Source organism: Leifsonia aquatica (genome assembly GCF_014190775.1).
GTDB lineage: Bacteria > Actinomycetota > Actinomycetes > Actinomycetales > Microbacteriaceae > Leifsonia > Leifsonia aquatica.
Map to the genome: position 1 here is coordinate 32269 of NZ_JACHVP010000005.1, position 15501 is coordinate 47769.

Below are 15501 nucleotides of genomic sequence, written 5' to 3' on the forward strand. Positions count from 1 at the left end.
TGAGGGCCGCCCCGGCTTCTTGTCACTGGATGCCCGCCTGTGCCTAGGCTGTGCCCATGACCGACGAGATCCGCACGGGGCAGCATCCGGGAGAACCGCACCGCGAGGGGCTCGCACAGCGTCTGAACTGGTTGCGGGCCGGCGTGCTCGGCGCCAACGACGGCATCGTGTCCGTCGCGGCGGTCGTCGTCGGTGTGGCGGGTGCGACGCCGACGGTCCCGGCCATCCTGACCGCCGGTCTCGCCGCCCTCGTCGGGGGCGCGATCTCGATGGCGCTCGGCGAGTACGTCTCGGTCAGCAGCCAGCGGGACAGCGAGCATGCCCTCATCGCGAAGGAGCGCCGCGAGCTCGCCGAGATGCCCGAGGCGGAGTTTGAGGAGCTGACCGGGTTGTGGGAGGCCAAGGGCCTGCGCCCCGAGACCGCGCGCCAAGTCGCGATCGAGCTGACCGAGCGGGACGCCCTCGCGGCGCACCTGTCGGTGGAGCTCGGGATCGACCAGGACGACGTGGTGAGCCCCTGGCACGCGGCGCTCGCCTCCGCCGTCGCCTTCACGATCGGCGGCATCCTCCCGCTGCTGACGATTCTGCTTCCCGCGGAGGTCCGCATCCCGGTCACTTTCGTCGTCGTGCTGGTCGCGCTGGCCGTCACCGGCTACGTCGCCGCGTGGATCGGCGGCAGCTCGCGCGGCAAGGCGATGCTGCGGGTGGTCGTGGGCGGCGCGCTCGCCCTCGCGGCGACCTTCACGATCGGCGCGCTGCTGGGCACCACCGGCGTCGTCTGAGCGGCCCGGCGGTGGCGTCGGTCACGCCCGCGGTGGGTCCGAGGCCGGCAGCCGCACGGTCACACGACCGCCGCCGTCCAGGCCGTCGTTCGCGGCGGTCACCGTTCCGCCGTGGCGGGTGACGACCTCCGACACGAGGGCGAGACCGAGTCCGTAGTGACGCCGGCCACCGGCGTCCGCGCCGGCATCGGCCGGCTGAGCGCGCCCCGAGGCGAACCGCTCGAACACGCGCGTGCCGGAGTCGAGGGCGAAGCCGGGGCCGTCGTCGCTCACCCGCAGCACGACGTCCGCTCCGTCGCGCGCGCACTCGAGGAGGACCCGCGATCCGGCGTGGTCGACGGCGTTGTCGACGATGGCCACGATCATCCGCCGCAGCGACACCGCCGCCCCCGCGACCGTCACGTCGCCGGTCGACGTCGAGGCGACATCCACACCCCGCCCCTGCGCCCGTGCCTGTGCCGCGGCGGCCACGGCTGCCGCCACCGCGGCGAGATCGACCGGGTCCTTCGCCGCATCCTGCCGGGGGTCGGCGGCGGTCAGCAGGTCCTCGACGATCTCGGCCAGCGCCTTGCTGTCGTCGACGAGCTCGTCGACGCCGGTGCTCACCGGAGCCGGGACGGGCGTGTCCGCATCCCGGATGCGGCGGCGCAACAGCTGCGCCCGCATGCTGAGCAGGGTCAGCGGCGTGCGCAGCTCGTGACTCGCATCGGCGACGAACCGGCGCTGGATCGCCAGCGATTCCGCAAGCGGGCGCATCGCCCGGCGCGCGATGAAGACGCCGACGAGAGAGGCGGCGATGGCGGCGATCACCCCGGAGATGACGAGCGCGACGATGAGCCGGGTGAGCTCCTCCCGTTGCTCCCCGAGGCCGTACGAGATCTGCACGACCTTGCCGCGGCGCACGTTCGTCTGGGTCAGGTAGTCCTGTCCGCCCGCCGTGATGGTCTCGGTCTCGGCCGCGCCGCCTGCGGCGACGCGCTCGATGGCGGCCTCGTCGGGCAGCCCGTCCGGCAGTCCGTCGGAGCTCTGCGTGCCCTGGTCGCCACCGGGGCCGCCGCCCGTCGCCCCCGGCAACGGCACGACGGTGATCAGGAGGTCGCGGGGCGCATCGTGCACCGAGTCGACCATGGAGGCGTCGGCCAGCGTGCGCTTCGCGGCCTCCGCCTGCCCGGCCGAGACGACGGCGACGATCACCACGCCGAGCAGCGCGAACAGCACGAGGATGATCGCCGCGAATTGGATCGCCAGGCGCCTCGACGCAGACCGCACCTCCCGGTCGTCGGCCGTCGTCACAGGGCGCCCATGCGGTAGCCGAGCCCGCGCACGGTCTCGATCAGGGTCCGGCCGAACTTGCGGCGCAGGTGATGGACGTAGGTGTCGACCACGCCAGGGTCGTCGGCGTCGGCGAACACCGTCTCCAGCAGCATCGCGCGCGAGAACACCTGCGTGGGCCGGCGGGCGAGCTGCTCGAGCAGCGCGGACTCCCGCTCCGAGAGGACGGTGCGCTCGCCGCCGTCGAGGATGACGGTCCGGTTGTTCGCGTCGAGCACGCCGCCGGTGAAGCGGATGGTCGGCGCGCTCGACGTGCCGCGCCGGCGCAGCACCCGCAGCCGGGCGAGCAGCTCGTCGATGTCGAACGGCTTCGCGAGGTAGTCCTCGGCGCCGCCGTCGAGTCCCTCCACCCGGTCGGCGGCGTTGCCGAGGGCCGAGAGCACGAGGACCGGCACGGTGAGCCCGCTCTGCCGGATGCGGCGCAGCACGTCCATGCCGTCGAGAACGGGGAGGCCGCGGTCCAGGATGAAGACGTCGAACGGCTGTGTGAGGCTCAGGTGCAGGGCGCGCTGCCCGTCCGCCGCGACGGACACGTCGTAGCCCTCGGACTCGAGCAGCTCGGTGAGCATCCCCGCGAGCCGGGAGTCGTCTTCGGCGACCAGAACCTGCGGCTTCTCCGTCACGCTCACAGCATAGGCGGGCGCCTCGCTCACTCCGCGCCCCGGGCGAAGGGGAGGTCGCCGGCGCCGACGAGCGCGCCGTCGTCCGTGAGCCCGAGCACGCCGCGGGCGCCGTGCGCGAGCGCCCATTCGACGCCGTCCCGGCCGAGCGCGAAGACCGCGGTCGCCAGCACATCGGCCGTGGTCAGGTCGGCGGCCACGACGGTCGCACTGACCAGCCCGGAGGCGGGGCGCCCGGTGCGGCCGTCCACGATGTGCTCTCCGCGTTCGTAGGCGCCGGAGGTCGCGACCGCTCCGTCGGTGAGGGTCAGCACCGTGAGCATCGTCGACGGGTGGGCGGGGGACCGGATGCCGACGTTCCAGCCCGCGGCTCCCTCCGGCGCGCCGGAGACGACGACGTCGCCGCCGGCGTTCAGGCAGAAGTCGTGCAGGCCGTCCGCGGCCAGCACGGCGGCGGCGTTCGCGGCTGCCCAGCCCTTGACGACGCCATCGAGGTCGAGGAGCCCCTCGGCGGTCCGGATGCGGAACGCACCGGCGGAGGCGTCGGCCGCGCGCTGCCCGATGCCGATGACCTCCCGCAGCGGCGCGCTGAAGCCCTCCGGACCGAATTCTCCGCGGTTCGCGGCGCTCACCTCGCTGTCGGCCCGGTACGTGCTGAACCGGCGGTCCGCCTGTCGCAGCACCTCGAACGCCCGGTCGGCGACGTCGCGGTGGTCCCCGGCGTCCCGGATGTCGATCGACATCGGGATGCCCATGACCGTCTCGACGACCCTCACAGCTGGTCGATCGCCGACTGGAGGGACTGCATGTAGCTCTCCGACGTGTAGGTGGCGCCGGAGACGGTGTCGATGCTCGCGGACTGCGCCGCGATGGCCTCCTGCTCCAGGATCGGCGTCGCCTGCTGGTTGATCTCCTGGCTGCGTCGGTCGCCCGGCGACTGCAGCACCTGCACGGCGGTGATCGTGGAGCCGCTGAAGGTCACCTGCACCTGGAAGGACCCGTAACGGTTCTGCTCGACCGCGCCCGTGATCGTCTTCGTGGCCGACGCGGCGGCCGTCGACGGGGTGGCGCTCGGCGTCGCCGTCGCGCTCGGGGACGTCGCCGTGGCATCCCCGGTCGTGGTCGACCCCGTCGACGTGTTCGAGGAGGTCCCGCCGCTGGTCGTCGTGGTCGTGCTCGATGCGGAGGCGGTCGTCTGGGTCTCGCCGAGGTCGTACAGCCGCAGCCCGACAGTTGCCCCCATCACGACCATGATCACCGCGAACAGGATCGTCCCGCGCCATTTGCGTCTCATGACATGCTCAATTCTTCTCGGTGGATGAAGCGGCGCGGCATCCCGAGGGACCGGAGCGTTGACTCGGCCGTGTCGGCCATGCCTTCGGGGCCGCAGAGGAAGGCCTCCCAGTCGTGGAGGTCGGGGATGAACCTGCTCATCGCGCCGACGCCGAGCGGATCGTAGCCAAGCTCGGCACGGCGCCCGACGACCGGCACCACGGTGAGGCCGGGCATCGCCTGCAGCTCGGCGAGCAGCGCCAGATGGGCCGCCGAGTGCGCGCGGTAGATCAGGACGGGTCGCAACCCGCGCGCGACCAACTCCTCCGCGAGCGCGCGGATCGGCCCGATCCCGGCGCCTCCGGCGATGAGCAGCACGTGCTGGCGGCTGGCGTGGTCCGCGGTGAACTGGCCGAACGGCCCCTCGGCGAACGCCAGCGTTCCCGGTTTCAGGTTCCGAAGGCGGGACGAGTGGTCACCCAGCTCACCGACCGTGATGCGCAGGTACCCGTCGGCCGGCACGCGGGAGATCGAGTAGGGGTGGGCGGTGCCGAGGTGGCCCCAGGCGAGGAAGCGGAAGCTCATGAAGTTGCCGGCCCGCACGCCTCGCGTGTGGAGGTGCGTGCCCGAGAACCAGACGCTGAGCGTCCCCTCGCTCTCCGGCACCACCGCGACCACGCGCATCCGGTGCCGCCACGCGTCCGCCGTCGGCAGGATGAACCGCCATGTGAGCACGGCGGCCGCGGTGCCGAGGTACAGCACGATCCAGAGCACGCGGTTGACCGGGTAACCGACGAAGTGCGCGCCGCCGCTGAGCTGGTGGAAGAAAGTGAGGAAGATCGCGACGTACGTCGTGACGTGCACCCAGTACCAGACCTCGTAGGAGAGCAGCGACCGGATCCACCGCGCGCTGGTCAGACCGACGACGACGAACGCGATCGTGCCGATCAGCGCGGTGAGCATGTCGGGGTAGTCCTGCAGGATCGCGACGAACTCCGACCACGGCGTCTTCTGGTCGAACAGCTCGCCGCCCGCGACCAGCAGCACGACGTGCGCGACGATCAGGAGGATGACGGAGGTCCCGAGCGATCGGTGCCAGGCGACGAGCCGGTCGAGTCCGACCGCGTTCTCGAACCACGGCACCCGGGCGATCAGCAGCAGCTGGGCGCAGACGAGGTAGCCGCCGAGCATCCCCGCGAGTTCGCCCATCGTGGTGACCACGCTCGCGGGCGTGACCACGAAGGTGGCGGGCACGGCCAGCCACCACATCAGCAGCACGCCGACGAGGCCCAGGGCCAGCGCCACGCGCACCGTCGCCGAGCCGCGCCGACTCCGGGTGGCGGTGCCGCGGATGACCATCCTGCGGGGCGCCGTGATCGCGCTCATCGTCCGTTCTCCATGGAATCAACGATCGCGATCGATTCTTGGCGGATTCTTACGCGGGCTGGAGAAACCCTGTGGGTCGGCTATGACATGACGAACGCCCCGGCCCGCTGTGCGGGTGCCGGGGCGTCCCGTCGCCCGCTAGGACTGCTGCTGCACGGCCTGCACGCTCGACTGCGCCTGCTCGCGGACGCCGTCGGCGGCATCCGTCGCCTCGGCGCCGACCGCCTGCACGGCGTCGGTCGCGGTCTCCTTGACCGCGGCGAACGCGTCCTGCGCCGGCTCCTTCAGGTCGCCGGCGACGCCCTTGGCCGTGGAGGCCAGGTCGTCGAGCAGCGGCTGGGCGGCATCCTTCACGGACGAGGTCAGGTGCTTCTCGGTGTCGGTCGCCGGGAAGAGAGAGGCCGCCAGCCAGCCGACGCCCACGGCGATCAGGCCCACCGCTAGCGGGTTGCCTTTCACCGCCGACCCGGCCTTCCCGGCCGCGCCGGACACCGCGTCCTGCGCGTCGTCGACCGATCCCATCACGTGCTCGCGGGCGGAGCGGAACGCGCCCTTGACCTTGTCGGCCTGCCGTTCGGCGATCTTGGAGGGGCTCACCTTGTCGGCGAGGGCATCGACGTTCGAGCCGAGCTCGCGCCGGGTCTCCTCGATGGTGGAGCGGATCTCATCCGGGTCGTTCGTCATCGGTTCTCTTCATTTCGCTTGAGTGTTTCGGGGATCTCTTTGAGGGTGTCGACCGTCTGCGGAGCACCGCGCACGGACTTCATCGCGGACCGTCCCGTGAGGAACAGCACGCCCGCGACGATCAGCCAGACGCCGGCCACGATGAGCCCGGACCAGCCGTTGCCGACCAGGTAGCCGAGCGCCCACCAGGCCGCGATCGAGAGGAACAGGATCGCCATCAGCGCGGCGTAGCCCGCGCCTCCGAGCAACCCGGCGCCCTTGCCGGCGCGACCGGCCGACTGCCGCAGCTCCGCCTTCGCGAGCTCGAGCTCCTGGCGCAGCAGCGTCGACATGTCGCGCGTGACTTCGCCGAGCAGGTCGCCCAGTGACGTGTTCGCCGCCTTCTCCTCCGACGGCGTGGAGGTGTCCGTCATCGGGAGAGGTCCGGGTCGATGCCCTCGCCGGCGTGCGACGACTCCGCGCCGGTCTCCGTGAGGAGCTCGGCATAGAGCGGAGTGGCGACCGGGTCGGCGTCGGCGGCGCCGAAGGACGCGTGCTGCACGCCCGGGGTGCGCTGCTCGGGAGCCGGTACCGGCTCCAGGGTGTCAGGACGCTCGGACGGTCCGCCCTCCGCGTGCGCGCTCTCCGCCTGCGCGTCGGAGTGCTCCGCGGCGAGCGAGCGGGTCAGTCGGCCCGCCACCGCACCGGCCGCGACGGCCATCGCGATGAACGCTCCCGGCCGGCGGGCGGCGTACCGCTTCAGGTCGGAGAGCAGCGTGCCGGGGTCGCGGGCGTCGAGGTAGGCGGCGGCCCCCTGCGTGCGGGCGGCCACGCGGGCCACCAGGTCGGCCGCGAGGCCGTCCGAGGCGCCGCCGGCCATCTCGTCGAGCTGGTCGCCGATGGCCTTGAGCCCGTCCGCGACGCGCTGCTGCTGCACCCCGGCCTGCTCGCGCAGCTCGTCCTGGGTCTGGCGCAGCAGGTCGGTCGCCTGCGACTTCGCCTCGTCGACGACGTCGCCCGCGCCCTCCTTCGCCGTCTCCATCACGCGCTGGCCGCCCTCGACGGCTTCGTCCTTCACGGCCAAGGCCTCGTCGCGCGCGACCTCGGGGGTCGATCGGCCGGGCTCGTCGTCGTGGGGGAGGGCGGCGGGCGCCGCTCCGGGATACGTGTCTGTCATGGCTCTTCCTTCGTGGTGTCGCTGATGGTCCCTGCGTGCCGGGCTCGGCCGCGGGAGGTTCGGGTGGTTCGAGGAGTTCGGGAGGTGCGGCGCGCCGGGTCGGCCGGCGGCCGCCCGGGTCACTTGACGGGACCGAAGAGCGCGTCCACCTCGGCGAGCTCGAGGTCGGCGGTCGCCTGGATGAGCTTCAGCAGCTCCGGGTCGAGCCCGGGCGCGAACTCCTCGAGCCGCTCCTCCGCGATGACGGAGGGGACGCCCACGGGGGCCTGCTCGGTCGACTCGAGGTCGGTGCCGTCCTTCGACGGGGAGAGGCCGCGGAAGATCTTGCCCGCCTCCGACTGGCCGGCGAGGTCGAACGTGTACTGCTTGCTCTGCAGCCCCAGATCGGTGAGCTTCTTCACCTCGGGGAAGCGCTCCGCGTTGGTCTTCGGGATGGGCAGCAGCTTCGCCCAGTCGACGCCGAGCGTCTCCAGGGCCTTGGCGTAGCCGTTCTCGTGGGCCTGGTCGCGCACGATCAGGTAGGCGATCGTCGAGCGGGCGGTCTTGTTGTCCGTCATCTCGTAGATGCGGCACTTCTGCAGCCGCCCGGTGGACTCGAGCATGAGGTTGTAGAGCAGGTCGAGCACCAGGTTGCCGGAGTTGTAGACGTAGCTGCCCGACCACGGGTTGCCGACCGCATCCACCGGGAGCGCGCCCTGCGCGCCGACGAGGTAGTGGTGGATGTTGCTCTCCGAGAGCGCGATGTTCAGCGGTGTCGCGCCTCCCGCGCCCGGCTTGTCGAGCGGGTCGGTGAGCTTGCCCTGGTAGCGCGGGGAGCCGTCCAGGAGGCGGGAGATCGTGGTGCCGATCAGCTCGACGTGGCTGATCTCCTCGGTCCCGATCCCCTGGATCAGGTCGCGGTACGGCTTCGCCGCCGGTCCGCGGAAGTTCATGGCCTGGAACAGGTACTGCATCATGGTGCGCATCTCGCCGAACTGGCCGCCGAGCCCCTCCTGGAGCGCGTTGGCCGCAGCGGGATCGGGCTCGTCCTGAGCGATGTCGTTGATCAGGCTCTGCACGTGGAAGAACATCCGTGACCTCCAAGGGTCTTCGCTGCCGGAGGAGTCCGACGCCCCCCACCGTCCCCGCATCCCCGCCGATACGTACCCATTGACCGAGGCCGATATGAGGGATCGGCCTCGCAGTCGGCGGCCTCACGTAGGCTTGTCGGGTGGTTGTCGAAGATGCGGCTCTGTCGGAGGAGCTCCGGAGGTTGCGGGAATGCGTGCGGGAGCCCATCCGCACTCCAGGACGGATCCAGTCGCACGGGAAGCTGATGGTCATCGACCCCGCCTCGCAGGAGATCGTCGTCGCCAGCGAGAACGCCCAGGAGTGGCTGGGGCGGTCCCTGGCGGACCTGCGGAGCCGCACGATCGAGTGGACCGCGACGTCGTCGCTGCGGGGCGATCCCGTGCGGGTCGACCTCGACGGCGTCTCGTACGACGCGGTCACCCACACGGCCGGCCCGCTCCTCGTGCTCGAGCTCGAACCCCTCACCGATTCGTCGAGCCAGCCCGCCTCGACGGTCGTCGACGCGATCCGCCGCCTGGGCGCCATCGGGACCGTGGACGAGCTCCATCTCGCCGTCGCGGCCGAGGTGAAGCGGATGACGGGCTTCGACCGGGTGATGACGTACCGGTTCTTCGACGACGGACACGGCGAGGTGGCGGGGGAGGCCGCGGAGCCCGACATGGAGTCGTATCAGGGGCTGCGCTTCCCCGCCTCCGACATCCCGGAGCAGGCGCGCGCGCTCTACCTGACCAAGCTCTCGCGGGCGATCGTCAGCACCGAGGACCCGGGCTCGGCCCTGGTCGCGCTCGACCCCGAACTCCCGCCGCTGGACCTGAGCCAGGCGGAGCTGCGCGCCGTGTCGCCGCACCACCTCCAGTTCATGCGGAACATGGGCCAGGCCTCGACGGTCTCCTTCTCGTTGATCCACGACGGGCGCCTGATCGGCATGATCACCTGTGCCCACCGCACGGAGAAGAGGATGCCGCTGCTCCTCCGCCGCGCGATCGAGGTCCTGGCGGCGCACGCGACACTGCAACTGACGGCGCTGGAGTCGATCGCGACGCTGCGACGCGATCTCTCCCTGCAAGCACGACGCACGGCGTTGACGGCGGACCTGCCGTCCTCGGCCGACGCGCTGCTCACCCTCGTCGACCGGGGCGCGGACCTGCTGGCGCTCGTCGAGGCGGACGGCGCCATCGTCTCCATCGACGGGGTCAGCCGCAGCATCGGGCACGTCCCCCTCGCCGATCGCTCCCGGCTGCTGAGCGCGATCGGAACCGAACCGTTCGCGACGAACGAGGTCGCACGCACCCATCCCGAGCTGGCCGACCTCGTGACAGGATTCGCCGGCGTGCTGGTCGTGCCGCTCGGTGCGCACGGCGTGCTCGTACTGTTCCGGGTCGAGGCGACCCGGGTCATCCGCTGGCTCGGCGACCAGAGCGCGAGCAACCGGGACACCCCGCTGTCGCCCCGCCGCTCGTTCTCCGAATGGCAGCAGAGCGTCGAGGGCACGGCGCTGGAGTGGGGCGTCACCGTCGAGGAGGCGCGGGCGCTGGCACAGGAGATCGAGACCTCTCTGGATCGCCGCGGTGAGGCGAGGCTCGCTCAACTCGCGCTGATCGACTACCTCACCGGCCTGCACAACCGGCGGGCCCTCGTCGCCCGCATCGAGGCCGCCCTGGCGGACGGCGAGAGCGGCGCCGTCTTCTTCATCGACCTGGATGGCTTCAAGCAGATCAACGACAGCCGCGGTCATGAGACCGGCGACCACGTGCTCCGGGTCGTCGCCGAGCGCCTGACCGGAGCCTGCCGCGAGTCCGACCTCGTGGCGCGGCTCGCGGGCGACGAGTTCGTGGTCTTCAGCGCACAGCTCTCGGCGGCGGACAGCGTGCGCCTCGCGCACCGGTTCGTCGAACGGATCGACCAGCCCATCGAGACCGAACGCGGTCCGGTCCGCGTCTCCGGCTCCTGCGGATTCGTGGAGCTGCAGCCGGGCCGCACGGCGACGCAGGTGATCGAGGAGGCCGACGCCGCGATGTACCGGGCCAAGCGCGCCGGGAGGAACGGCGTCTCGCGCTGACGGTCGTCGTACGGCGCAACGGTTCATGGACCTGCGCGGTGCCCACGGGCAGGATGGGGCGATGGATGTTCCCTTCGTCTGGATCGACGTCTTCGCCGAGCGCGCCCTCGCCGGCAACCCCCTCCCGCTCGTCCCCGACGCCGACACGCTGAGCGACGAGCAGCTGCGCGCCATCGCCCGCGAGTTCAACCAGTCGGAGACGACGTTCCTCTGCCGCCCCAGCGCGCCGGAGGCCGACGCGCGGTTGCGGTCGCTGACCCCGGCGGGGGTGGAGGTCGAGGGAGCGGGCCACAACGCGATGGGCGCGTGGATCTGGCTTGCCGGGAGCGGCCGGCTGGAACCCGGGCGCGATGCCTTCGTCCAGCAGATCGGCGACGACCTCCTGCCGGTGCGGGTCTCGACGGCGGACGGGATCGTGCGGGTGACGCTGGAGCAGTCGCCGCCGCGCTTCCCCGGAAGGTTCGCGGATCGGGAGGCGCTCGCCGCCTCCCTCGGCCTCCCGGTCGACGGCCTCGCCGCCGACCGGCGACCCGAGGTGGGGGACACGGGCGCCGAGCACCTCCTGGTCCCGGCGACGAACCGGGAGGCGGTCGACGCGGCGGTGCCGGACCAGGCCGCGCTGAAGGCCGTCCTGGCCGGTGCGGGCGCCGAGGGCTGCTACCTCTACACGACCGCCGTCGATCCGTCGTCGGGGACGCACGCGTACGCCCGCTTCTTCAACCCCACGGTCGGGATCGCCGAGGATCCGGCCACGGGCACCGCGGCCGGACCGCTGGCGGCGCTCCTCGTCCGCGACGGCCTCGCTGCCGCCGGCGCACCGGTCGTGATCGAGCAGGGCCGCTCCCTCGGCCGGCCCAGTCGGATCGTCGTGACGGTGGACGGCGACCGCGTCGCCCTCACCGGCTCGGGTGTCGTCGCGGCGGCGGGAACGCTCTTCCTCTGACGCCGACCCACACCTCGTCCAGCAAACTGCCTCTTCGGTGCAGCGGGTCGCGCTGAATACGCTGGCCCCAAGTGGCCACGCGTCGGAGGTGGGATGTCCGGGATCCAGGATCGAGTGCGCGGTGCGCTGGTGGCGCTCATCAAGCCGCCGCCGGAGCGACTGCCGCTCGCGTCCGAGATCGGGGTTCCCGAGATGGTCGGCGCGCTCGGGCCGGCCCTCCTCTCCTCGTCGCAGGCCACGAGCGACGTCCAGGAGACGCTGGAGCGGGTGGCCGCCGCGTACGAGCGTCCCGACCTGCGTGTCTTCGTCCTCCCCACCCTGGTGATCGTGGAGGACCCGGGAGTCGCGCCGTCGCACACCGCCATCTATCCCGCGAACAACCAGCAGCTCCGGCTGGATCAGGCGGGCGCTGTCGATCACGCGGTGCGGCACGCGGCTGCGCACCGCGACGACCCGAGCGCCGTGGTGGCCGAGATCCGGCGCATCGAGGACCGGCCCCCGCGGTTCGGCGTCGCGCTGACGATCGTCGGCCACCTGCTGCTGACGGTCGGCTTCGGGCTGGTGCTCAACCCGACGGTGGCCGCGCTCCCCGTGTATGCCGTACTGGGCGCGATCGTCGGCACGATCGTGACGTTCGGGACGCGGATGCCGACGCTGTCGCTCATCCTGCCGGTGTTCACGGCCTTCGTCGTCACCCTCGTCACCTCGTACGCGGCGGACGCGTTCATCCACGACGACGTGCTCCGGCTCGTCGCGCCCGCGCTGGTCAGCTTCCTCCCGGGTCTCACCCTGACCATCGCGGCGGTCGAGCTGACCAGCGGGCAGGTGATGGCCGGCGCCAGCCGCCTCGTCTACGGGATCGCCCGGCTGGCTCTCCTCGCCTTCGGGGTCTTCGCCGCGATCGTGGTCACGGGCCACCCGGCCCAGGTGGATGTGCACGCCCACCAGCTCGGCGGGTGGGCGGCGTGGGTCGGCATCCTCCTGGTCAGCGTCGGCTACTACTTCTTCTCGGCGGCGCCCCGCCGCTCCCTCGTCTGGATCCTTTACGCGCTGGTCGTCGCGTACGCGGCCCAGCTGCTCGGCAACCTGCTGCTCGGGCCGGAGCTGTCCGGCCTCGTCGGCGCGGCCATCGTCGTCCCCGCGGTCTACCTGGCCGCGCGCATTCCGGCCGCACCACCGGTCGCGATCATGCTGACCTGTGCGTACTGGCTGCTCGTGCCCGGAGCGATGGGGTTCATCGGCCTCAGCGAGGCCGCGGCCGGTGCCGCGGGCGCGACCAACCTGATCCTGCAGACCTTCGGCTCGCTCATCGCGATCGCCACAGGGATGCTCATCGGCGCCGGCGTGAGCCGCGACGCCACAGCCGTCGCCCGCGGGTGGCGGCAGCCGCAACCATGATCGGAGACTGAGCGGTCGGCGACACCGACCATCCCATCAACTGGAATGTCAGTGGCGAGTGTGCTAACCTGTTGACTCGTTCGGTTCCCGTCTTCCGGAGCCGTGCGAAGAGGTCGACGTTCAGATGGTGGGATACCGTCTGTCGGCCACGCGGGTTCGATGCGTGGAAACACGAACCCCGCGCTCATCCCAGGACTGTGATCGCGGCGAAGGCGCTGCTGATCCGTGCTGCGCCGATTCAGGCGGCCGATTACTGGTTTTCGCCTGTGCGCATTGCGTAACAATCGAGGCCGACTCCCGCGGTTTCTTCGGCCCGAACACGGAGTTCTCGGGCATATCCGCTGGTTCGCGTCCCTGGCGACCCTAGCGTCCCAAGTGGCGCAAATTCCGTCTGCCAGGCTCGGCGATCACTCGCCGCGCGGTCGATTCCACGCTCGACCAGCAGTGGCTTCGCGCTGCCTACCCGAATATCCCAGGAAGACAACGTGAAAAAGACATCTCACAAACGAATCGGACGCGCGGCCCTAGCCGGCGCCACCCTCCTCGGCCTCACCGCCACCGGCCTCGCCTTTGCCGCGCCGGCCAGCGCGGACACCGGCACCGACATGGTCCGCGGTCCCATCGCTGGGCTCGCGTTCTATCTGCCCACCAACTCGACGCTTCCCGCTGCCTACTCGGCGGCCGGCGCCGCCGCCAATGCCACCTGGACCTACCCGGGCCCGGGCGGTGTCGGCCCGATCACGTCCGCCGATGGACGATGCCTGCAAGCCAACAAGACGGCCGTCGGGGCGTATCAGACGTCCGTCCTCGTCACCTGCAACGACACGATCCTGGACCAGACGTGGTTCGGAACCGGGGACGCGACCACCTTCAAGCTGCGAGCGAGGAGTGCGACCAGCTCGTACCAGTTCGCGTGGTACACCGACTCGACTGTCAATCCGCCCCGGGGAGTCCAGACGAATGCGAACGGGGCCATTCTTGCGCTCGGGCTCGCCGCCGCGGCTCCGGTCACGATCGCGCCCTCGCTGACCTCGCCGCTCCCGGGCGCGGACATCACTCCCGGCACGGTGTTCACGGGTGAGGCCGAGCAGAACACTGTCATCACGGTCGTGGACATGAACGGCAAGGTCATCGGCACGGCAGAGGCTGGTGCGGACAAGACCTGGTCGCTGGTGCTGATCGACCCGCCCATCAACGGCGACAGCGTCCTGAAGGTCGTCGCGACCGACACCGACGGCCTGGCGACGACCCTCGCCGAGGGCACGTATTCGATGACGGGTTCGGATGAGGCGCGTGGGTTCACCTCGCCCGAGTCCGGCACGACGATCACGCCTGACACCGTGTTCGCCGGGACGGGTGGCAAGGGCGAGAAGGTCGTCATCAAGGACAAGGACGGCAACGTCCTCGGCCGGGCGACCGTGGATGACCAGGGACACTGGTCGACGACCCTGAGCCCGGCGCCGACCAACGGTTCCACCGATCTGGTGATCGAGATCACCGGCGAGGACGGCATCACCGAGCAGCTGGCGGACAACACGTACACGATGGAAGGTTCCGAGGAGCCCAACGCGTACACCGGGCCCAAGACCGGCACGATCACTCCGGACACGGCCTTCACGGGTACCGGTGCCAAGGGTGAGTCGGTCGTCATCACGGACGGCAGCGGCAACGTCGTCGGCACCACCACGGTCGGTCAGGACGGCCAGTGGTCACTGAAGCTGGACCCGGCGCCGATCAACGGCAACCTCGACCTGACCGTCACGATCGGTGACGAGACGGTCGCGAACCCGAAGGTCACGATGACCGGCTCGGACGAGGCGCGCTCCTACACCGGGCCCACGTCCGGCACCATCACTCCGGACACCGCCTTCACGGGTACCGGTGCCAAGGGCGAGACCGTCGTCATCACGGACGGCAGCGGCAACGTCGTCGGCACCACCACGGTCGGTCTGGACGGCCAGTGGTCGCTGAAGCTTGACCCGGCGCCGAAGAACGGGGACGTGAACCTGATCGTCACCATCGGTGGCGAGAAGGTCGCCGACAGCAACCTGGTGATGACGGGTGCGGACGAGGAGCGCGCGCTGACCTCCCCGAAGTCGGGCAGCCAGATCACTCCGGACACGGTGTTCGCCGGGACCGGCAACATCGGTGACGTCGTGAAGATCAAGGACAAGGACGGCAACGTCCTCGGCCAGGCCGAGGTCGGCCAGGACGGCACCTGGTCCACGAAGCTGTCCCCGGCCCCGAACAACGGTGACACCAACCTGATCATCGAGGTCACCGGAAAGGGCGGTGGCGACACGATCCAGCTCGCGGACAACACCTACGAGATGACGGAGTCGACCACGAAGTTCGAGGTCCTCACCCCGGACCTGTCCACGGACAACGGTTCGATCACGAACGGCACCGTGTTCACCGGAAAGGGCGAGCCCGGCACCACCGTCGTCATCACGGACAAGGACGGCACCCCGGTCGGTCAGGCCGAGGTCGACACCGAAGGCAACTGGTCCACCCCGGTCACCGGTCTGCCGCAGGGTCCGAACAACCTCGAGATCACCTACACCGCTCCTGGTGCGGACCCGGTGAGCACCGATCTCGGCGGCATCGTCGTGGTCGACGCGGACGAGGCCAGCCCGATGATGGACCCGGCCATCGCCGGTGGCGCAGCTCTGGCGCTCCTGGCCGCTGCGGGATCGTTCCTGATGATCCGCCGCCGCCGCACCAGCACCAACTAGCAGCACCCCGACCCGGACCAGGGTCACCCCGGTGGGCGGACGCACGCAGCGTCCGCCCGCCAC

Annotated in this window: 14 protein-coding genes; 5 read left to right on the top strand and 9 right to left on the bottom strand. The window is 71.1% G+C overall.

Annotation, left to right across the window (positions count from 1 at the left end):
* Positions 1–56: 56 nt before the first annotated feature.
* A complete protein-coding gene (locus tag FHX33_RS18395) occupies positions 57–782 on the top strand; it encodes a VIT1/CCC1 transporter family protein (RefSeq protein ID WP_021762887.1) in 726 nt (241 codons plus the stop codon).
* A 21-nt stretch (positions 783–803) separates the two neighbouring features.
* Here FHX33_RS18395 and FHX33_RS18400 read toward each other — a convergent pair whose 3' ends face one another.
* The 9 genes from FHX33_RS18400 to FHX33_RS18440 all read right to left on the bottom strand — a co-directional run bounded on the left by FHX33_RS18400 (position 804) and on the right by FHX33_RS18440 (position 8302).
* Entirely contained in the window at positions 804–2075 is a 1272-nt protein-coding gene (locus FHX33_RS18400; RefSeq protein ID WP_021764943.1) for a sensor histidine kinase, read from the bottom strand.
* Positions 2072–2737 carry a response regulator transcription factor gene (locus tag FHX33_RS18405; protein WP_039923662.1) on the bottom strand — a complete coding sequence of 222 codons (666 nt, stop codon included), beginning with the start codon at positions 2735–2737 and terminating at the stop codon, positions 2072–2074. Before FHX33_RS18405 ends, FHX33_RS18400 begins: the two co-directional genes overlap by 4 nt.
* A gap of 26 nt (positions 2738–2763) precedes the next feature.
* Complete coding sequence (locus FHX33_RS18410; RefSeq protein WP_338092050.1) at positions 2764–3510, bottom strand: FAD:protein FMN transferase; 747 nt, start codon at positions 3508–3510, stop codon at positions 2764–2766.
* Positions 3507–4028, bottom strand: a complete 522-nt coding sequence (locus FHX33_RS18415; protein WP_021764992.1) for an FMN-binding protein — start codon at positions 4026–4028, stop codon at positions 3507–3509. Before FHX33_RS18415 ends, FHX33_RS18410 begins: the two co-directional genes overlap by 4 nt.
* Positions 4025–5392, bottom strand: coding sequence for a ferredoxin reductase family protein (locus tag FHX33_RS18420; RefSeq protein WP_021764991.1), 1368 nt, complete (start codon positions 5390–5392; stop codon positions 4025–4027). The genes FHX33_RS18415 and FHX33_RS18420 overlap by 4 nt, the downstream gene beginning before the upstream one ends.
* A gap of 138 nt (positions 5393–5530) precedes the next feature.
* Positions 5531–6076: a DUF3618 domain-containing protein gene (locus FHX33_RS18425; RefSeq protein WP_021764990.1), complete on the bottom strand. Its 546-nt coding sequence runs from the start codon at positions 6074–6076 to the stop codon at positions 5531–5533.
* Positions 6073–6489: a phage holin family protein gene (locus FHX33_RS18430; RefSeq protein WP_021764989.1), complete on the bottom strand. Its 417-nt coding sequence runs from the start codon at positions 6487–6489 to the stop codon at positions 6073–6075. The genes FHX33_RS18425 and FHX33_RS18430 overlap by 4 nt, the downstream gene beginning before the upstream one ends.
* Positions 6486–7232 (bottom strand): hypothetical protein, encoded by a 747-nt coding sequence (locus FHX33_RS18435; RefSeq protein ID WP_183428837.1) that lies wholly within the window; start codon positions 7230–7232, stop codon positions 6486–6488. Before FHX33_RS18435 ends, FHX33_RS18430 begins: the two co-directional genes overlap by 4 nt.
* A 119-nt stretch (positions 7233–7351) precedes the next feature.
* A complete protein-coding gene (locus FHX33_RS18440; protein ID WP_021762816.1) occupies positions 7352–8302 on the bottom strand; it encodes a manganese catalase family protein in 951 nt (316 codons plus the stop codon).
* Between the two features lie 140 nt (positions 8303–8442).
* Here FHX33_RS18440 and FHX33_RS18445 point away from each other — a divergent pair, with 140 nt between their 5' ends.
* The 4 genes from FHX33_RS18445 to FHX33_RS18460 all read left to right on the top strand — a co-directional run bounded on the left by FHX33_RS18445 (position 8443) and on the right by FHX33_RS18460 (position 15438).
* On the top strand, positions 8443–10362 hold the full coding sequence (locus FHX33_RS18445; protein ID WP_021762815.1) for a sensor domain-containing diguanylate cyclase: 1920 nt from the start codon (positions 8443–8445) through the stop codon (positions 10360–10362).
* A 61-nt stretch (positions 10363–10423) separates the two neighbouring features.
* The gene (locus tag FHX33_RS18450) at positions 10424–11305 is read left to right on the top strand and encodes a PhzF family phenazine biosynthesis protein (protein ID WP_039922048.1); all 882 of its coding nucleotides are present in this window, start codon (positions 10424–10426) and stop codon (positions 11303–11305) included.
* 93 nt (positions 11306–11398) lie between these two features.
* Complete coding sequence (locus FHX33_RS18455; protein WP_021762813.1) at positions 11399–12703, top strand: threonine/serine exporter family protein; 1305 nt, start codon at positions 11399–11401, stop codon at positions 12701–12703.
* 485 nt (positions 12704–13188) lie between these two features.
* Positions 13189–15438, top strand: coding sequence for an Ig-like domain-containing protein (locus tag FHX33_RS18460; protein WP_183428838.1), 2250 nt, complete (start codon positions 13189–13191; stop codon positions 15436–15438).
* Positions 15439–15501: the final 63 nt, after the last annotated feature.

Excerpts from the sequence above, each read along its gene's own strand:
- FHX33_RS18440 (WP_021762816.1), bottom strand. The coding sequence starts at position 8,302 with ATGTTCTTCCACGTGCAGAGCCTGATCAACGACATCGCTCAGGACGAG.
- FHX33_RS18435 (WP_183428837.1), bottom strand. The coding sequence starts at position 7,232 with ATGACAGACACGTATCCCGGAGCGGCGCCCGCCGCCCTCCCCCACGAC.
- FHX33_RS18450 (WP_039922048.1), top strand. The coding sequence starts at position 10,424 with ATGGATGTTCCCTTCGTCTGGATCGACGTCTTCGCCGAGCGCGCCCTC.
- FHX33_RS18430 (WP_021764989.1), bottom strand. The coding sequence starts at position 6,489 with ATGACGGACACCTCCACGCCGTCGGAGGAGAAGGCGGCGAACACGTCA.
- FHX33_RS18420 (WP_021764991.1), bottom strand. The coding sequence starts at position 5,392 with ATGAGCGCGATCACGGCGCCCCGCAGGATGGTCATCCGCGGCACCGCC.
- FHX33_RS18425 (WP_021764990.1), bottom strand. The coding sequence starts at position 6,076 with ATGACGAACGACCCGGATGAGATCCGCTCCACCATCGAGGAGACCCGG.
- FHX33_RS18455 (WP_021762813.1), top strand. The coding sequence starts at position 11,399 with ATGTCCGGGATCCAGGATCGAGTGCGCGGTGCGCTGGTGGCGCTCATC.
- FHX33_RS18415 (WP_021764992.1), bottom strand. The coding sequence starts at position 4,028 with ATGAGACGCAAATGGCGCGGGACGATCCTGTTCGCGGTGATCATGGTC.
- FHX33_RS18395 (WP_021762887.1), top strand. The coding sequence starts at position 57 with ATGACCGACGAGATCCGCACGGGGCAGCATCCGGGAGAACCGCACCGC.